Origin of the sequence: Stenotrophomonas maltophilia (assembly GCF_013464915.1) — a bacterium.
Lineage (GTDB): Bacteria > Pseudomonadota > Gammaproteobacteria > Xanthomonadales > Xanthomonadaceae > Stenotrophomonas > Stenotrophomonas maltophilia_AT.
Map to the genome: position 1 here is coordinate 24,742 of NZ_RAVT01000032.1, position 18,048 is coordinate 42,789.

The following is an 18,048-nucleotide window of genomic DNA, read 5'->3' on the forward strand; positions in this document are numbered from 1 at the left end:
CTCCGCTACGCGGAGGGCTCTGACCCCTTGTTCTTTTCGCAGCCTGGGGTCAGAGCCCTTCGCGTAGCAAAGGGATCCGACCCCGCTTCCCGCAAAAAAGAACGGCGCCCCGAAGGGCGCCGTTCTGCTTCCATCCACCGCCAGGAGAGAGAGATGGCGGTGGCGGGAACGCGGTTGCAGGCTTAGAAGCGCTGCTGGTACTTCATGTACATGAAACGACCGATGTCGAAGCCACCGTAGTAGGTGAAGCTGCTGTTCGGCTGGCTGTACATGATCGGACCCTGGTGGTCGAAGACGTTGTTCACGCCCAGCGACACGGTGCCGTCCCACGGCAGGCTGTAACGCACCTGCAGGTCGTGGAAGGTGTTGGAGCCCACCTTGCGGCTCGGCTGCGCATCGGTGTACGGCGAGACGAAGCCGGCCATGTTGCAGTCCGGGCCACCGGCCAGGTCATACGAGCAGGCTTCCTTCATGCCCGAGTAGTAGCGGGCGGTCCAGCCGATGCCCAGGTCGCCGTACTGCCAATCCAGGTTGAAGGTCGAACGCACGCGGAAGTTGCCCTGCCAGCCGGTCTTCTGCTCCACCGGCGTGGTGGCGGCGCTGTCGTTGCGCTGCTCCAGGTAGTCGGTGTAGGTGGTGTTCCAGGTGGCGGCAAAGCGGCCGAACGCGGTTTCCGGCAGGCGGTAACGCAGGCTGAAGTCGTAGCCGGCGGTTTCGCGGTAACCCGCATTGACCAGCGAGCGGTCCAGCGACGTCACCTGGCCCAGCGTCTTGGCACTGGTGGAACGGGTGAAGCGGCCGCAGGCCGAATCCACGCCCTGCACGTAGCACTGGTTGAGGATGTCGGTGGCCGACTCACCCACGATCGCGTTGTCGATGCGGATCTTCCACCAGTCCAGGCTGACGTCCAGGCCCGGCACGAACTCGGGGCTGTACACCAGGCCCACGGTCCAGGTCTTGGCGGTTTCCGGCTTCAGGTTCGCATTGGAACCGGAGTCGAAATCGGCGATGCCCTGCTGGCCCGGACGGTTGGCGACGTTTCCTTCCGACGCGGTCTGCTGGCGGAAGTTCGCCGGCACCTTCAGCGCCTGGCAGCGTGCGGCCACGGTCGAGCTGCTGGCAGCGATGCCGAACGAGGTATCGCACGGATCGGTGAACGAATCACGGCTTTTCACCGCACCGCCGTACAGGTCGTCCACGGTCGGCGCACGGAAGCCGGTGCCATAGGTCGCGCGCACCAGCAGGCTGTCGATCGGCTTCCACTTCAGGCCGAACTTGCTGTTGGTGGTCGAACCGAAGGTGTTGTAGTCGGTGTAGCGGCCGGCCAGGTCCAGCGACAGTTCACGCGCGAACGGCATGTCGGCCAGCAGCGGTACCTGCAGTTCCAGGTAGACCTCGTTGAGCGAGTAGTCGCCACGGGTCGGCTGGCCGGTGGTGCCGGCGATCTGGCCCTTCTGCACCATCAGGTCCGGGGTGTAGCTGGCTTCTTCGCTGCGGTGCTCGAAGCCCATCGCGGCCATCACGTCGCCGGCCGGCAGGGTGAACACCGAACCGGAGATGTTGGCGCTGGCGACCTTGGTGGTGCTCTTCATCTTGTCGACGAAGCGGGTGAACAGGTAGTCCTGCACGTCCTGGTTGTTCAGCGAGCCCGGGCCGGCATAGCCCATCGGTGCGGCCGGGTTCCACGGCACGCAGCCGGCGATCACCGCGCCCGGGGTGCCGCAGCGTGCCACGGTGCCGTCCATGAAGGACGGGCCGACCGCCAGGTCGACGTGCGGCTGGTACATGCTGCCGGTACCGATGCGCTCGCCTTCATTGCGGTTGTACATGTAGCTGACGTTCCAGTCCCAGTAACGCGAACCGGTTTCGAAGCTGCCTTCCAGGCCGATGCTGGCGCGCTTGGTGTCCAGGTTGTTCTCGGTCGCACGCGGCATTTCTTCGGTGCGGTGCGAGAACAGCACGTCCTGGCCCCAGTGGTTGAACGCGCTGTCCTTGGACAGGGCAGCACGGGAACCGTTGCGGGCCTGTGCGGTGGACACCGAGTAGGGGTAGCCGGCCAGGTGCTTGGTCGACTCGCGCTTGCTGTACAGCGCGTCGGCCACGATGCGCAGGTCATCGGTGATCGAGAAGCCACCGTTGGCGAACACCGAAGTGCGCTCCAGGCCGCTCAGCAGGCTCATGTTGGTCTTGGTGTTGGCACCGTCGGCCGGATTGGGCGCGTGGAAATTGCCCTTCTGGCTCGGGTCGCCGCCCGGGCCCACGGTCAGCGACTTGCCGTCGACGGTGACGCTGCCCCATTGCGTGGTCTGGTTCAGTGCCTGGACGTCGTCGGGATGGCGCGGGCCACCCGGGTAACGGCTGAACTCGCGCTCGCTGCCGAGGATCTCGTCTTCCTTGGTGCGCTCGGCGCCGACGCTGAACCAGCCGCGGTCGAAGGTCTTGCCGAAGGTGGCGCTGTAGGAGCGCTTCTGGCCGTCGCCTTCACCGTACTGGCCGACGTAGACGCTGGCTTCGCCACCGTCGAAGTTCTTGCGGGTGATGATGTTGACCACACCGGCGATGGCGTCCGAGCCATACAGCGCGGATGCGCCGTCGGTGAGCACTTCAACGCGCTCGACGATGGCGGACGGAATCGAAGCCAGGTCGGAGTAGCCACCGGCGCTGACGCCCATGCGACGGCCGTCGATCAGCACCAGGCTGCGTTCCGGGCCGAGGTTGCGCAGGCTGACGTAGGTGCCGCCGAAGTCGCGCGAAGAACTCAGCGACGACGAGCGGCTCAGGCTCGGAGCACCGGCGGCGGTGACGTCCTGCAGGATGTCGGCGACGTTGATGTAGCCTTTCTTCTCGATCTCGGCGCGGCTGAGCGCGACGACCGGCTGTGCGGTCTCGACACTGGCCTGGCGGATGCGCGAGCCGGTGATCTCGATGCGGTCGAGGTTGGTCGGGGTATCGCCGGCGCTCTGTGCGAAGGCGGGGGTGGTGCAGCTGGCGGCCAGCGCGATGACGATCGCGTTGCGCAGCGGAGTGGTTTTCAGGGACATCCGTGACATCTCGTGTTTCAGGAAAACAAGCGTCCGTTCTGTGGGCGCGTGGGGTGCTGCAAACCAACGTGGGGGCCGGGATTCTAGAGTGTTTCCATTCGTAACTGTTTGTCGCCATGCCGCTGGATGTGCGCGAAGATGAATCGCAACCAACAATCCACAGATGCGATGTGCGCAGCGTCACGCACGTTGCGTGCGCGATGGGCAGAGGCATCGATAGCGGCGGATTTCCCGCAATCTGTAGCAGTGCGTGTGCGCAGGCATCCATCCATCCACGCATGGCGTGGATCTACTGCAACCAGATCGGGGTCAGATMCCWTCGCGTAGCGAAGGGATCTGACCCCGCCAACGAAAAAGGGACGGAGCTTTCGCTCCGTCCCCCTGCGTGATGCGCAGTCTGTCGCTGCGTGATGCTCAGGTTTCGCGCAACGCCGTGGTGATCGGCAAACGTGCCGCGCGCAGTGCCGGGAACAGGCCACCGACCAGGCCGATGCCCAGTGCCCATTTCAGGCCGGTCCACAGCAGTTCCGGTGACACATGGAACTTGAACACCACCGCGCTGAAGTTGCTGCCGATGGTGGACACGCTGTAGCCATTGAACAGCAGCCACGCCACCGCGCACCCCAGCAGGCCGCCGAGCAGGGCCAGCAGCATCGTCTCCAGCATCACCGCGGTCACCACCGGCAGGCCACGGAAGCCGATCGCGCGCATGGTGGCGATCTCGCGCGCACGCGTGGCCACTGCCGCATACATGGTGTTGAGTGCGCCGAACACGGCACCCACCGCCATGATCGTGCCGATCACCTTGCCGAGGATGTCGATCAGCTTGGTCAGCCCGCCGCCCTGCTTGCTGTAGTAGACGCGGGTGGTTTCCACGTCCAGCTTCAGGCGCGGGTCGGCGGCGACCGCCGCCTTGAACTGCTCGAAGCCGGCCTTGCCATCGGTACGCACGCTGATCGACTGCCAGGCGCTGCGCTGGTAGGTGGTGGCCAGCGTATCGGCGTCGGTCCACAGTTCCGAATCATGCGCATCGCCGGTGGCGAACACGCCGACCACGGTCCAGGTCTGGTTGCCCAGGGTCAGCGCCTTGCCCACGTCCATGTCGCGGAACTGGCCCTTGGCACCCTGGCCGACCACGATCTCGCGCAGGCCGGTGGCGAACTTGCGGCCTTCGATGATCTTGACCTTGTCATGCACGGCCCACGCCTGTGGGCCGACGCCGCGGAACTGCGCGTTGACATCCGTGCCATCGGACTTCGATACCAGGTTGACCACCTGCGACAGCTCTGGCGACAGCAGCGGCCGACCTTCGGCATCGCGGCTGATGCCGGGCAGGGTGGACAGCGTGGGGACCTGTTCGCGGGTGATCACCGAGTTGGTCTCGGCCTGCGAGCCACCGCGCAGCACGATCGCGGTGGTGTCATCGCCGGTATTGTTGAGCGTGGCCTGGAAGCCTTCGCCCATCGCCAGCATCGCCACCAGCACGCCGACCACGCCGGCGATGCCGACGACGATCACCGAGGACGCGCCCCAGCGCTGCGGCAGGCTGGCCACGCCGATGCGGGTGGCCGCCAGTGCCAGCCGTCCACCCCGGGTCAGCAGCAGCCACAGCGCCACCAGCACGGCCACGGCCAGCACGCCAACCCACGGCAGGCTGATCCACAGCACCAGGCCGATCACCAGCAGCAGCACCGTCACGCCGTTGCCCAGCCACTTCTTGAGTTTGCTCTTGAACATGTCGGTGTCCTCCTCAGCGGCCGGCCAGTGCGTCGACGATCTTCAGGCGCTTGGCACGCAGCGCCGGCAACAGGCCGACAATGGTGCCGATCAGCAGCACCAGGGCGACGCCCAGCAGCCAGGTATTCCACGGCACATGCGCGGGCAGCACGCCGCCGAAGTTCGCGGCCACCACCGGCAGCACCAGCGAGGCCAGCACCATGCCGAGCAGGCCGCCCAGGCCCACCAGCAGCACCGACTCGATCATCACCAGCGACAGCACGGTGCCATCCTTGAAGCCCAGCGTCTTCAGCGTGGCCAGTTCGGGCACGCGCTCGCGCACCGCCTGCGCCATGGTGTTGCCGGTCAACAGCAGCAGGGTGAAGAACACCGCGCCCATGATCGAAGTGACGATCATGCCGATGTCCGCGAACTGCTTGACGAAGGCCTGCTGGAACGCCGATTCGGTCTGGGTCTTGGTCTCGTGGTCGGAGTTGGCCGAGATCGCATCGATGGCCTGCGCCACCCGCGAGGACTGGTCAGGGTTGTCCAGCGTCACCGTGTACCAGCTCACCTGGTTCTTGATGTAGTCGTTGGATTCGTCGAAGTACTTCCAGTTCATCATCAACTGGCGTTCTTCGTTGCCTGCCTGTGTGCGGTCCTTGGAGCGGAAGATGCCCTTCAGTTCCAGCGGCCAGTCATTGCTGCCGCCACGCGGGAAGATCGTGGCCTGCAGCGGGATGGTGTCGCCGATCTTCCAGCCGAACTTCTTGGCCAGCGTCTCGCCGACGATGGCGCCGGTGCGGGTCTGCTTCCAGTCTTCGAGCTGTGCCGGATCGATCTGCAGTTCACGGTAGACGTCGAAGTAGTTGGGTGACACCGAGAAGTTCGGGAAGAAGTTCTTCGGGTCCTGGTAGATGCCGCCGAACCACATGCCGTAGGCCACGTCGCGCACGCCGGCCACCTGGCGCACCTGCGCTTCCAGGCGGATCGGCAGCGATTGGGTGATCGACAGTCGTGAGGCCACTACCAGCCGGTTGGCGCCCTCCACGCTGCCGCCGGAATTGAACGCCACGCGCACTGAATCGAGCATGCCGAACAGCAGGAAGGCGACCACCACCGACAGCAGGGTCAACAACGTGCGGGTACGGCTGCGGAACAGCTGCGCCCACACCAACGAGAAGTATTTCATCGCCGTGGCCTCCGTCAGTGGGCCAGCGGCGCGTCGGCCAGCTCGCCCTTGTCCAGGTGCACCGTGTGGGTGGCGTACTCGGCAGCCTTCGGGTCATGGGTGACCATGATGATGGTCTTGCCGTGTTCGCGGTTGAGCTGCTGCAGCAGGCCGAGGATCTCCTCGGCGGACTGGCGGTCAAGATCGCCGGTCGGTTCGTCGCAGATCAGGAAAGTCGGGTCGGAGACGATCGCGCGGGCGATCGCCACGCGCTGCTGCTGGCCGCCGGACAGCTCATTGGGGCGATGGCTGCGGCGGTCGGCCAGGCCGACCAGGGTCAGCGCGATCTCCGCATTGCGGCGGCGCTGCGCGGCATTGAGGTGGGTCAGCAGCAGCGGCAGCTCCACGTTCTTCTGCGCGGTCAGCATCGGCATCAGGTTGTAGAACTGGAACACGAAGCCGACGTGATGGCTGCGCCAGGTCGACAGCTGGCCGCCGCTCATCTGGTCGATGCGCTCGCCTTCGATGCTGATTTCGCCGCCACTGGGGTTGTCCAGGCCGCCGATCAGGTTGAGCAGGGTGGTCTTGCCCGAGCCCGACGGGCCCATCAGCGCGACGAAGTCGCCGCTGGCGATGTCCAGGTCGATGCCGTGCAGCACCTGCACTTTCTCGGGGCCACGCTGGTAGGTCTTGGTGATGTTGCGCAGTGAAACCAGGGTCGACATGGGTGGTTCTCCACGGAAGGCGGGAAACGGGGAGGCGCGCCGTCGGTGGCCGCAGGCGTGCGTCGAGCGGTGCTGCTGGCGGCGCCCGCGGGCGCCAGGCCGTTACTGCGCTTGTTTCTGTTGCACCTTGGCGCTGTCGCGCAGGGTGTCCGGCGGGTTCACCACGACCGATTCACCCGCGTTCACGCCCTTGAGGATCTGGCGGTCCTTGCCCATCGCCTGGCCGGCCTCGACCGTGCGCTGCTGCACGCGGCTCTCGTCACCCAGCACGAAGGCCACCGAGGCGCCCTCGCGCTGGACCACGGCGCCCCCCGGCACGCGCACGCCCTGCGGCTTGGCGGCCGCCTGCGGCTGGGCCTGTTCCAGGAAGCTGACCCGCACGCCCATCTCCGGCACGATGCGCGGGTCCTTCACCTTCAGCGCCACGCGCACCTTCACCGTGGCCTTGCCGCGGTCGGCGGTGGGGATGATGGCGATCACCTCGCCCGGGATCTTCCACTCCGGGTAGGCATTGAGCGTGGCTTCCACCGGCATCTTCGGCTGCACGCGGCCGATGAAGGCCTCGCCAACCTCGACTTCGATCTCCAGCGAGTCCATGTCGACGATGGTGCCGATGCCGGTACGGGTGAAGCCACCACCGGCCGACAGCGGCGAGACGATTTCGCCCGGCTGCGCCGCCTTGGCGGTGACCACGCCGGAGAACGGCGCGCGCACCACGTTGTTGTCCACGCCCAGGTCGGCGATGGCCAACTGGTCGTGGGCGACCTTGACGTTGCGCTGCGCGGTATCCAGCTGCGCACGCAGGCTGTCACGCTGGGCGACGGCCTGGTCGTACTGCGAGCGCGACACCAGCTGCTGGCCGACCAGCGCCTGCAGGCGGCTGGCTTCGGCGGCGGCCTGCTTCTGCTGGGCCTCCAGCCCGGCCACCTGGCTGCGTGCGGCCTGCAGCTGCGAGGCATACAGGCTGCGCTGCGCATCGGCATCAATCGGGTCCAGGGTGGCCATCACCTGGCCGGCTTCGACCCGCATGCCTTCCTCTATCATCACCTCGCGCACCTTGCCGGTGATCTTGGCCGAGACCGTGGCCATGCGCCGGGCGACCACGTAGCCACTTGCATCAAGCACCGAACTGCTGGCGCTGCCCTGCTGGATGGCTACCGCGGGGGCGGTTTCCACCTCCACGGCCGGGGTGCGGCCGAACAGGGCGAAGGCGACAGCGGCCAGCAGCACGGCAATCACGACAATCGTGATCCACAGCCAGCGCCGGCCACCACCATTGGCACTGCCACCGGAGGCGGGCGGCGGCGACTTGCGGTCGATACGGAGTTCCTTCAACAACTCGGCAGAAGCGTTCATTCGTTCCATCACAGACGTTCGGGCGGGTGTGGCCGGAAGAGCGGACGGCGGCGGTTCCGGCGGTGGAGCGTGCGGCACAGCATGAAGGCAGGTGCATCGGTGATGGCAGTGACAGCTGTCATCCGATGACACTGACGGCGGCAACTGCGAAATGTGACCACGGCGGCACAGGATGGCAACGTCCCCGCTACCGGTACCGCCCATGGATCCGATCGCCCCGTCGCTGGCCCGCCTGCAGCAGGTGCAGGTGCGCTATCGCGACCATACCGCACTGCATGGCATCGACCTGCAGGTCCGCGCTGGCCAGGTGCTGGCATTGCTGGGCCGCAACGGTGCTGGCAAGAGTACCGCGATCAGCGTGCTGTTGGGCCTGCGCCGCGCCGACGCCGGCCAGGTCGAGCTGCTCGGTGGCGACCCGCAGCAGCGTGCCAGCCGCCTCGGCCTGGGCGTGATGCTGCAGAGCACGAACCTGCCGCCGATGCTGCAGGTAGGCGAGCTGGTGGCGCAGGCCAGTGCCTGCTACCCCGACCCGATGCCGCTGCAGGAGGTACTGCAGCGCGCCGGGCTGCAGGCGCTGGCGCGCCGCCGCTACGGCCAGCTGTCCGGCGGCCAGCAGCGTGCCGTGCAGTTCGCCATTGCGCTGTGCGGCCGCCCGCGGGTGCTGTTCCTGGACGAGCCGACCACCGGGCTGGACATCCAGGCGCGGCAGACGATGTGGCAAGCGATCCGGCAACTGGTAGCCGAAGGCTGCGGCGTGCTGCTGACCACCCACTACCTGGAGGAGGCCGAGGCATTGGCGCAGCAGGTGGTGGTGCTGGAGCAGGGCCGGGTGCTGGCCGACGCGCCGCTGGGCGAGCTGCGCCTGGCCGACCGGCCGCGCCGCATCCGCTGCCGCAGCGTGCTGTCCGCTGAAGAGGTGCAGTACTGGCCGGGGGTGCAGCAGGTGCAGCGCGACGGTGAGCATCTGCAGCTGCTGGCCAGCCCGGCCGAGCCGGTGGTGGCGCGTCTGCTGGCCGCAGATGCGCAGTTGCGCGAACTGGAAGTACAGGGCGCGGCGCTGGCCGACGCCTTCCTAGACCTGACCCGGGAGGCCGCATGAACACCCTGAATCCGACCGCCGCCGCTGCGCGCCCGGTCTCAAGCTGGCGTCGCGCACTGCGCCCGTACCGTGCCGAACTGCAGGCCGAGCTGCGCCGCGCCTGGCGTACACCCGCCTTCGCCGTACCTTCGCTGCTGTTCCCGGTGCTGTTCTACCTGTTGTTCGGCGTGCTGTTGGGCCGCGGCCATGCACCGCTGTACCTGCTGGCCACCTACTGCGTGTTCGGTGCGATGGCGCCGGCCCTGTTCGGCTTCGGCGTGCAGCTGGCGCTGGACCGGGAAGGCGGCCTGCTGACCCTCAAGCGCGCGCTGCCGATGCCAGCGGCGGCACCGTTGCTGGCGCGACTTGCGATGGCCGTGATGTTCGCGCTGCTGGTGGCCGCCCTGTTGATCGGCGTGGCGCGCGCGCTGGGAGGCGTGCAACTTCAGGCAGTGCAGATGCTGCAGCTGCTGGCGGTGGCGGGGCTGGCCGCGCTGCCGCTGGGCGCGATCGGCCTGCTGATCGGCAGCCATGTCAGTGCCAGTGCAGCGCCGGCGATGGTCAACCTGGTCTACCTGCCGCTGGCGTTGCTGTCGGGCCTGTGGCTGCCGCTGTCGGCGTTGCCCAAGGTGTTTTCAACGATGGCACCGCTGTGGCCAACCTGGCACCTGGCGCAGCTGGCGCTGCCGGTGGTCGGGCTGCCGTCGGTGGGCAGTCCTGCCGGTCATCTGCTGGTGCTGTTGGCGGTCACCCTCGTGGCGTTGCTGCTGGCCCGCCGCCGCCTGCGCCGGATCGGCTGAACTGGCATGATCGGCAGCGATCGTCCCCGCCTGGATCCTCCCGTGCCGCCGAGCTGGCTTGCCTCCCTGCTGCGCCCTGCACCGGATTCTGCCGTGGCCGACAACCTGCGCCGCGGCAAGCCGGCCTGGGCCGATGCCATCCACCTGCTGTGGACGGTGTGGGTGTTCATGACGCCGCTGTTCGCCGGCGGCTACACGCTGCGCTGGCTGGTGTTCACCCTGGCCAGCTATCCGCTGTTCCTGCTGCTGTACGCGCGCCTGCTGTTGTCACCGCGCCACCATGCGCCACGTTACGCACTGGCGATGACCGCGCTGGCGATCGTGCTGGTGCCCTGGTACCCATCGGGCATCAGCTACTTCATCTTCGGCTGCGTGATGCTGCGGGTCTGCGGGCGTGGCAGCTGGTGGCGCTACCTGCTGCAGCTGGCCGTGCTCAACGCAACCTTCTACCTGGTGGCCCATCTGGCGCACTATCCATGGCAGAGCCTGGTCTGGGTGCCGGCGGTGTCGTTCATCATCGGCATGGTGGTGAACGTGGAGGCCGTGAACAAGGAGAAGGATGCCGCGCTGCAGCTGTCGCAGGAGGAGGTGCGGCGGCTGGCAACCACCGCCGAGCGTGAGCGCATCGGCCGCGACCTGCACGACCTGTTGGGCCACACCCTGTCGCTGATCACCTTGAAGCTGGAACTGGCACGCAAGCTGCACGACCGCGGCGATGCCCGAGCGCGGCAGGAGATCGGCGAAGCCGAGGACATCGCCCGCGAAGCGCTGGCCCAGGTACGCAGCGCGGTCACCGGTATCCGCGCCAGTGACCTGGCCGGTGAACTGGCCTCGGCGCGCCTGCTGCTGGAGTGCCAGCAGGTGCACCTGCAGTATGCGCCGCCACCGCCGATGCCGGTGGACGTCGAGCGTGGCCTGGCGCTGGTGCTGCGCGAGGCCGCAACCAATATCGTGCGCCACGCGCAGGCGACGCAGGCACGGGTGGAATTCATGCTGGAAGGACGGATGCTGGCGATGCAGATCCGCGACGATGGTCGTGGCGGCGTAGAGGCCGAGGGCAATGGCCTGTGCGGCATGCGCGAACGCGTGGCGGCACTGGGCGGGCAGTTGGCGGTGCAATCGGTACGGGGCGACGGCACGGTGCTGACCGTGCGTGTGCCATTGATTGCGGCAACGGCACCGCTACCATCGGCAACGCCGCCGTCGCTGGCGCAGGACGGTGCCGCATGATCCGCATCCTGCTGGCCGAAGACCAGGCCATGGTGCGCGGCGCGCTGTCGGCCTTGCTGGGGCTGGAACCGGATATCGACGTGCTCGGCAGTGCCGCCGACGGCGAGGCTGCCTGGCGCATGCTGCAGCAGCTGCAGCCGGACATCCTGGTGACCGACATCGAGATGCCGGGCCTGTCGGGGCTGGAGCTGGCCCAGCGTATTGCCCGCCATGAACTGCCGATCAAGGTGGTGATCGTGACCACCTTTGCGCGTGCCGGTTTCCTGCGCCGCGCGCTGGAAGCGGGCGTGCTCGGGTACCTGTTGAAGGATGCGCCGGCCGAGAACCTGGCCGACGCACTGCGCAAGGTGAAGCAGGGCATCCGCGCGATCGACCCGCAGCTGGCACTGGATGCGTGGTCGCAGGCCGATCCATTGACCGACCGCGAACGCCGCGTGCTGCGGCTGGCAGGCGAGGGCCGTACCGCCAGCGAGATCGCCGAACAGCTGGGGCTGTCGCATGGCACGGTGCGCAATTACCTGTCCGAGTGCATCGGCAAGCTGGGTGTGGCCAATCGGATCGAGGCGTATCGGATGGCGCGGCAGAAGGGGTGGTTGTAGGGGACCGGTAGCGCCGGGCCATGCCCGGCGGACCCGATCAATCCTTCCCGCGCGCCATCGCCTGGAACACGCCATCCCGCCGCACCCACAGGTGGAACAGCGCCGCACCCACGTGCATCAGCACCGTGGCGAACAGCACATACGCCAGCAGGCTGTGCGCATTGCGCAACGCGGCGTACAGCGCCGGGGTATGCGGCACGATCGGCGGCAGGTGCAGCCCGCCCCAGAGCACGATCGGGTAGCCGCCGGCCGACAGCATCGCCCAGCCGATCAGCGGCATCGCCAGCATCAGCGCATACAGCATCCAGTGCGAGGCCTTGGCCGCCATCGCCTGCCAGACCGGCAGGTCGGCAGGCAGCGGCGGAGGGCGGTGGCGCAGACGGTTGTACAGGCGCAGCAGCACCAGCAGCAGGATGGCGATGCCCAGTGGACGGTGCAGGTCGATCAGCATCGGCCGCAGGTGCAGCGAGGCGACCATGGTCACGCCGATGAACAGCATGGCGATGATCATCAGCGCCATGGACCAGTGCAGCACCCGCGCCAGCAGGTTGAAGTGGCCGTTGTGGGTGCTCATCGCGCGGCCTCATTCGGTTGCTCGACGTTGCCGCTGGCGCGCTCGCGTTCGCGACGGTTGAAGGACTGCGAGTACACGGCCGAGCGGGCCGCGAGGATCGGATCGTCGCTGCCACGCACGCCACTGGGCAGGATCAGCGGATCGAAATTGATCTGGCCGCAGGCCCCTTCCTCCTGCGACTGCATGCGGTCCAGGCTGAGCACGCCGGCCACCACCTGATCGCGCGACTCGGGCCACGGCACCGACGGATCATCGATGGCATCGCCGGGCTCGGCGGTGGTCACGACCAGGTTCCAGAGCACCGGACCGCTGGCCAGGCGCTGCTGCAGTTCCTGGCTGAGGAAATCGACGCTGGCCTGCTTGCGCGTTTCCGCATCCATCTCCACCACCGGCGCCTGCGGTTGCCAGCGCCAGCGCACCGCACGCTTCTGGCCCTGCGCGTTGGTGAACCAGAAGCTGTTGACGCTGTTGAAGGTGGTGTCGGCCCAGCTGCTTGTCCATGGGGCGGTCTTGGCCCACTGCTGGAAGGCCTGCGCACTGGGGTACCTAGCCAGCACTGCGGCCATCTTCTGCGGGTCGGGCTTGCCGGTGGCCGGGTCGGGAATGGAGGCGCGCGTCTGCTCGTAGAACGCCTCGGCGTTGGGCACGGCGAAGAACGGGAAGCTGTTCATCGCCATGCGCCATTCCTGGCCATCATCACTGACCATCTGCACCGCGAGGCTGCGGACGCGTGCGGTGTTGTCGGCGCCATAGGGATCGCCACCGCCGATCGACAACCGGCCCATCACCGGCACGCGGCGCTGCGAGAACACCCGTGCACTGGACAGGGTGGGGGCCTGCGCACTGGGTTCGAACCAACCGCTTACGCAGATGCCCTTGCTGTGCGCACGGCGGAACCCGGGATGGGCCGGGCCGGTAGCTTCGATGGTGTCGGTGAAGCGCTGCGCGGTCAGGCGGCCGCCAATCCAGCCGGCAAGCCAGGCGAAGGCCAGCGCGACCGCACCCAGAATGAGTGCGATCAGTGCGATCCAGGGCAGGGGAGAATGCTTGCGTGGTGCACCCGGCGTCTGGTCGGCGCGGGTGTAGCGGAAGAGCGACATGGTCGGTGTCCTGCCTTCACGGAGCGTGTGGGTGGTCGACCCGCACATCCTCGCAGAACCCGGCCGTGGCCGAAATTCAATTTTTCGTCAAACTTCCAGAGCCTGCCAACGCCCCGGTAGAGTCGACTGTCAGTCGACGCTCGCGCAGCGCGGGGTTTTCACGGCCGGTTCCAATTGAAGAGCAGTCGGATTCAAGACCAGTCGGATTCAAGAGCAGTCGACTAACAGTCGACTCTACCGTGCCCGGGGCCGTGCCCGTGCCGCTCCCATCCCATGCCCGCCCCGGCGGTCGGGCCGGGGCAGGGCCGGGCATGCGTGCCTCAGGCGTAACGCGCCTTCAGCATCGCCCACGCCGAGCGCAGCGCCAGCGCTTCGCCACCGGCCGGACGGCCCGGGCGTTCGCCATCGTTCCAGGCATACACGTCCAGGTGCGCCCAGCGCTGACCGTCTTCCAGGAAGCGTTCCAGGTACAGCGCGGCGGTGACCGAGCCGGCCATGCGCGAACCAGCGTTGGCCAGGTCGGCGATGCCGCTGCTCAGGTAGCGCAGGTAGGGGCGCCACAGTGGCATGCGCCAGACCGGGTCGCGGGTTGCATCACCGGCCTGCAGCCACTGCTGGGCCACCGTGTCGTCGTTGCTGAAGAGTGCCGGCAGGTCCGGGCCCAGTGCGATGCGCGCGGCGCCGGTGAGAGTGGCGAAGTCCAGCACCAGGTCCGGCTTCTGCTCGCCGGCGAAGGTGAGCGCGTCGCACAGGATCACGCGGCCTTCGGCATCGGTGTTGTCGATCTCCACGCTCAGGCCCTTGCGGGTAGCGATGACTTCGCCCGGACGGAATGCATCCGGACCGATCGCGTTTTCCACCGCCGGCACCAGCAGGGTCAGCCGCACCGGCAGCCCGCGCGCCATCACCAGGCCGGCCAGGGCCAGCGCGTGTGCCGCACCGCCCATGTCCTTCTTCATGTTGCGCATGCCGTCGGCGGGCTTGATGTCCAGGCCGCCGGTATCGAAGCACACGCCTTTGCCGACCAGCACCAGCGCCGGATCGGTTTCCTTGCCCCAGCGCAGCACGACCAGGCGCGGCGCACGGTGCGAAGCGCGGCCCACGGCGTGGATGGCCGGGAAATTCTGTTTCAGCAGTTCATCGCCGGTGATCGCGTCGACCTGCGCACCGTGTGCATCGGCCAGCGCGCGCGCGGCGTCTTCCAGCTGCTGCGGGCCCATGTCTTCGGTCGGGGTGTTGACCCAGTCGCGCACGCGCAGGCTGGCGGCGATCAGGTCGGCCACTTCGCCGGACGGTGCAGCCACCAGCTGCGCCGGTGCGCGGTTGCGCTTGCGGTAGCGGTCGAAGCGGTAGCTGCCCAGGCCCCAGCCCAGCTGCAGCAGCGCCAGTTCGGCGGCCGGCAGTTCATGGGCCAGCTGCCACACGCTGCCTTCCGGCAGCGCGTGCGGCGCATGCGCATAGCTGTAGGCATCGCCACGATCACCCACGCCCATCACGGCACCGGCCAGGCCATCGGTGCCCGGCAGCAGGGCCACGCTGTGGGCGCCGGCGTTGAAGCCCTGCGATGCTAGCCACGCCTGCGTGGCAGCCGGCTGGCTGTCCTTCCAGGCGGCGAACTGTTCGCGGTCCAGCACGTACAACGGCAGCGCCGCGGCGGTGTCGGCGGTGAAACCAGTGATCTCGCTCATGCGTCAGATACTCCGGGGTGCGGCGGCGTCGAGGTTGGCGTCCAACCAGTCGGCCAGGCCGGTAAGGGTGTCGAACTGCAGGTCCGGCTGCAGCTGCGGATGGGTCCAGGTGGCTGCGTCGCGGTTGATCCAGCAGCCGCGCAGGCCGGCGGCGATCGCCCCGGCCACGTCCATGTCGGCATGGTCGCCGACGTGCAGTACCTGTGCCGGTGCCACACCCAGGCGGGTGCACGCGGCATGGAAGATGCTGGCTTCGGGCTTGGCCGCGCCGTGTTCGCGCGATCCCAGCTGGAAGGCGAAATGATGGGCCAGGCCGATCCGCTCAAGGTCGGCGTTGCCGTTGCTCAGCGCCGCCACCGGTACCCGCGCGGCAATGCGCGCCAGCGCATCGATCGCATCGGGATAGCACTCCACCTGGTTGCGCGCGGCGTAGAACACTTCATACGCCGGTTCCAGCAGATCGAGGCTGGCGCCACTGTCGTGCAGTGCTTCGTGCAGGGTCAGCCGGCGCAGCGCGCTCAGGTCGTGGTGGAGGTGCGGATGGGCGTGGTACAGCCGTTCGCGCAGTTCGCGCATCGCCTCCACCGGATACATCGCGGCGGTAGCGGGGCTGTGTTCGCACATCCACGCGTGCAGAACCTGTTCGATGCGGGCGCCGATCGGAGCGAACGGCCACAGCGTGTCGTCAAGGTCGAGGGTGATGGCTTGGACGGGGAAATTCACCCCGCCATTCTACCCCTGCCCGCGCGGGCTTTCATGCGGCGCGGCGGGCGGGGCAGCCAGGGTCGGGTCAGCGCAGGTTGTCTGCCAGTTGTGCCCTTGCTCCTGCTGCTGTCGCCTGCGTTGCCTGTCTTCAGGCCGGCTCATTCCAGCAGCCGCGCCCAGCCCTGCATGCCGTCCAGCCGCGCCAGCACCAGTTTGATGCAGACCAGCAGGGGCACCGCCAGCAGCAGGCCGATCATGCCCCAGGCCCAGCCGAACACCATCAGTGCCAGGATCAGCACCAGCGGCGACAGCTTCATCCGCCGGCCCAGCACGATCGGGGTCACCATCTGCCCTTCCAGAGTGTGCAGGGCCAGGTAGGCGGCGGCTGGCAGCAGCGCCTGCAGCGGGTCGCGGAATTCCACGAAGCCCATCAACAGCATCAATGCCACGCCGATCAGCGGGCCTACGTAGGGGGCGAAATTCAGCAATGCAGCCACCGTGCCCCACAGCAGTGCCTCCTGCAGGCCGATGCCGAACAGCATCAGCACGCCGGCGAACACCAGTCCGACCAGGGTGTTGATGACGCTGATGGTCAGCACGTAGCGCGAGACCTCACGTTCGATCGACCGCAGGATGTCACTGGTGAAGCGCTGCTGCTGGCGGTTCGGGAACAGCGCGATCGCTGCGCGCTGCAGGCTCTGCCCATAGATCATGAAGAACAGCGTGAGCAGCACCACCGCCAGCACCGAGGCAGCCAGCCGTGGCGCACGGGTCAGCATGCGGTACGGATCGTCCAGCTGGGTGCGGATCACCTGCACCTTGTGGTTGCTGTCACCGCCGGCCACGCGGGCGAAGTTTTCCGCCGCCTGGTTCGCCTGCTGCACCGGCTTGGTCAGGTCCTGCACCTGGCGGGCCACCTTGCGCAGCTGCTGCGGGGCTTCCTGCGCCCATTCCATGGCTGGGCCGATCAGCTGCACCGCCAGCGAACCGGTCACGCCCAGCCCGGCGCCGAGGATCAGCAGCGCGCCCAGTGCACGCGGAATCCACAGCTTCTGCAGCAGGCGCAGGATCGGATTGCCGACCAGCGCGAAGAACATCGCCAGCAGCACCGGCAGGATGATGTCCTGCGCGGCCCACAGCGTGTAGCCCACTGCCAGGGTTGCCAGCACCACCAGCGACATCGGCCCGCGCGGACGCGACGGCGGGGGCAGTGGTGCGTCGGGTTGTTCGGGGTCGGCCGGTGACGGGGACAGGAGGGACTCGCTCATCGACGCATCAACCGGAAAGGGGAGCGCATTATCCGCCGGCCGCGATCGGCACGGCGGATTACATGCATCAACGTTCGGACAGTTCGGTGGCCGCTTCGGCCGGCCGCGGTTCGCGCAGTTCCGGTTCGGGCACGGGCCGCGCTGCCGGCGCAGGTCGCTCGGCGGTCGCCGACGTTGCCGCCTGTGCCTGTTCGCTGGCCTCGTCGGCTTCCTCGGCCGCATCGTCGGCAGTGGCCGCGGCCTGCGCCGCCATCGCCGTGGCGAACGCGGCCTGTGCACTGGCGAACAGGTTCGAGACCGAACCGACCATCTGCAGCCAGCGGGCACCGTTGACCTTGCCGGGCACTTCCAGCTTGCCGGCAATGAAGCCACCGGCCAGACCGACCACCACGATGCGCAGCGGCGACCAGCCCTGGCGCCAGACCTGGCTGAGCGTGGACCAGTGGTCCTGGGTTTCAACCAGGCGCACGGTCACCACCTGTTCGCAGCGTTTCACCCGCCGTTGCAGCGCACCGAACTTCATGGCTTGCCCTCCGGCAACTGCACATCGGCATCGGGATCGTCTTCGCTGGGCTCGTCGAACAGGCCCAGGCGTGACAGCTGGCGCCGGGTGGCGTGCATGCCGGTGTGGTGGAAGAAGTAGGACACCCGCCAGATCGCATAACCGGTGACGGCCAGGCTCAGCAGCGAGGTGATCAGCAGCGCCTGCAGCCAGCTCAGGCCCCAGCTCTGCAGCAGGGCGATGAGGGTGGCGGCCATCAGCAGCCAGGCCGAGGCACCAAATACGATCGCCACGCCGGCCCAGGCCAGCGCACGGCCGAACGCGCTGCGTGCCAGCGCGAAGTCGGCCGAGGCCAGCCGGCGCAGCGAACGCAGCGAATGCTTGGCCGAATCGGCAGCGGCATGACCGGCCGCGCCGACCTGGCGGATGCTCTCATCCAGCGGCGGGGTGGCCGCTGGATCAGGGGCTTGCGCGTTGTCTTCGCTCACGCTGCGG

16 protein-coding genes are annotated in these 18,048 nt (G+C 67.8%); 4 read left to right on the forward strand and 12 right to left on the reverse strand.

The genetic code is table 11. From position 1 onward, the window contains the following. Positions 1 to 182: 182 nt before the first annotated feature. The 5 genes from D7T59_RS12085 to D7T59_RS12105 all read right to left on the reverse strand — a co-directional run bounded on the left by D7T59_RS12085 (position 183) and on the right by D7T59_RS12105 (position 8,009). A complete protein-coding gene (locus D7T59_RS12085) occupies positions 183 to 3,041 on the reverse strand; it encodes a TonB-dependent receptor plug domain-containing protein (RefSeq protein ID WP_180852508.1) in 2,859 nt (952 codons plus the stop codon). A gap of 414 nt (positions 3,042 to 3,455) precedes the next feature. After that, on the reverse strand, positions 3,456 to 4,778 hold the full coding sequence (locus tag D7T59_RS12090; protein ID WP_164136258.1) for an ABC transporter permease: 1,323 nt from the start codon (positions 4,776 to 4,778) through the stop codon (positions 3,456 to 3,458). Positions 4,779 to 4,791: 13 nt separating this feature from the next. Beyond that, a complete protein-coding gene (locus tag D7T59_RS12095) occupies positions 4,792 to 5,949 on the reverse strand; it encodes an ABC transporter permease (protein ID WP_180852507.1) in 1,158 nt (385 codons plus the stop codon). Between the two features lie 14 nt (positions 5,950 to 5,963). Further along, positions 5,964 to 6,653 carry an ABC transporter ATP-binding protein gene (locus tag D7T59_RS12100; RefSeq protein ID WP_004137569.1) on the reverse strand — a complete coding sequence of 230 codons (690 nt, stop codon included), beginning with the start codon at positions 6,651 to 6,653 and terminating at the stop codon, positions 5,964 to 5,966. A 102-nt stretch (positions 6,654 to 6,755) separates the two neighbouring features. Beyond that, positions 6,756 to 8,009, reverse strand: a complete 1,254-nt coding sequence (locus D7T59_RS12105; RefSeq protein WP_180852506.1) for an efflux RND transporter periplasmic adaptor subunit — start codon at positions 8,007 to 8,009, stop codon at positions 6,756 to 6,758. A 202-nt stretch (positions 8,010 to 8,211) separates the two neighbouring features. Here D7T59_RS12105 and D7T59_RS12110 point away from each other — a divergent pair, with 202 nt between their 5' ends. Genes D7T59_RS12110 through D7T59_RS12125 form a run of 4 tightly spaced genes read left to right on the forward strand, consistent with a single transcriptional unit; the run spans position 8,212 to position 11,716 of the window. After that, positions 8,212 to 9,108, forward strand: a complete 897-nt coding sequence (locus D7T59_RS12110; RefSeq protein ID WP_180852505.1) for an ABC transporter ATP-binding protein — start codon at positions 8,212 to 8,214, stop codon at positions 9,106 to 9,108. Next, positions 9,105 to 9,887: an ABC transporter permease gene (locus D7T59_RS12115; protein WP_164136261.1), complete on the forward strand. Its 783-nt coding sequence runs from the start codon at positions 9,105 to 9,107 to the stop codon at positions 9,885 to 9,887. The genes D7T59_RS12110 and D7T59_RS12115 overlap by 4 nt, the downstream gene beginning before the upstream one ends. Before the next feature lie 6 nt (positions 9,888 to 9,893). Then, entirely contained in the window at positions 9,894 to 11,117 is a 1,224-nt protein-coding gene (locus D7T59_RS12120) for a sensor histidine kinase (RefSeq protein ID WP_164136262.1), read from the forward strand. Further along, positions 11,114 to 11,716 (forward strand): response regulator transcription factor, encoded by a 603-nt coding sequence (locus D7T59_RS12125; RefSeq protein WP_099551494.1) that lies wholly within the window; start codon positions 11,114 to 11,116, stop codon positions 11,714 to 11,716. Before D7T59_RS12120 ends, D7T59_RS12125 begins: the two co-directional genes overlap by 4 nt. Positions 11,717 to 11,753: 37 nt before the next feature. Here D7T59_RS12125 and D7T59_RS12130 read toward each other — a convergent pair whose 3' ends face one another. The 7 genes from D7T59_RS12130 to D7T59_RS12160 all read right to left on the reverse strand — a co-directional run bounded on the left by D7T59_RS12130 (position 11,754) and on the right by D7T59_RS12160 (position 18,041). Further along, positions 11,754 to 12,290: a cytochrome b gene (locus tag D7T59_RS12130; protein ID WP_164136264.1), complete on the reverse strand. Its 537-nt coding sequence runs from the start codon at positions 12,288 to 12,290 to the stop codon at positions 11,754 to 11,756. Then, complete coding sequence (locus tag D7T59_RS12135) at positions 12,287 to 13,390, reverse strand: catalase family peroxidase (RefSeq protein WP_180852504.1); 1,104 nt, start codon at positions 13,388 to 13,390, stop codon at positions 12,287 to 12,289. Before D7T59_RS12135 ends, D7T59_RS12130 begins: the two co-directional genes overlap by 4 nt. 320 nt (positions 13,391 to 13,710) lie before the next feature. Continuing rightward, on the reverse strand, positions 13,711 to 15,078 hold the full coding sequence (locus D7T59_RS12140; protein ID WP_180852503.1) for a leucyl aminopeptidase family protein: 1,368 nt from the start codon (positions 15,076 to 15,078) through the stop codon (positions 13,711 to 13,713). Between the two features lie 3 nt (positions 15,079 to 15,081). Further along, positions 15,082 to 15,801: an HAD-IA family hydrolase gene (locus D7T59_RS12145; RefSeq protein WP_180852502.1), complete on the reverse strand. Its 720-nt coding sequence runs from the start codon at positions 15,799 to 15,801 to the stop codon at positions 15,082 to 15,084. A 140-nt stretch (positions 15,802 to 15,941) separates the two neighbouring features. Further along, complete coding sequence (locus D7T59_RS12150) at positions 15,942 to 17,051, reverse strand: AI-2E family transporter (protein ID WP_164136268.1); 1,110 nt, start codon at positions 17,049 to 17,051, stop codon at positions 15,942 to 15,944. A gap of 67 nt (positions 17,052 to 17,118) precedes the next feature. Continuing rightward, positions 17,119 to 17,574, reverse strand: a complete 456-nt coding sequence (locus D7T59_RS12155; protein WP_164136269.1) for a protein sip-5 — start codon at positions 17,572 to 17,574, stop codon at positions 17,119 to 17,121. Then, positions 17,571 to 18,041 carry a phage holin family protein gene (locus D7T59_RS12160; protein WP_180852501.1) on the reverse strand — a complete coding sequence of 157 codons (471 nt, stop codon included), beginning with the start codon at positions 18,039 to 18,041 and terminating at the stop codon, positions 17,571 to 17,573. The genes D7T59_RS12155 and D7T59_RS12160 overlap by 4 nt, the downstream gene beginning before the upstream one ends. Positions 18,042 to 18,048: the final 7 nt, after the last annotated feature.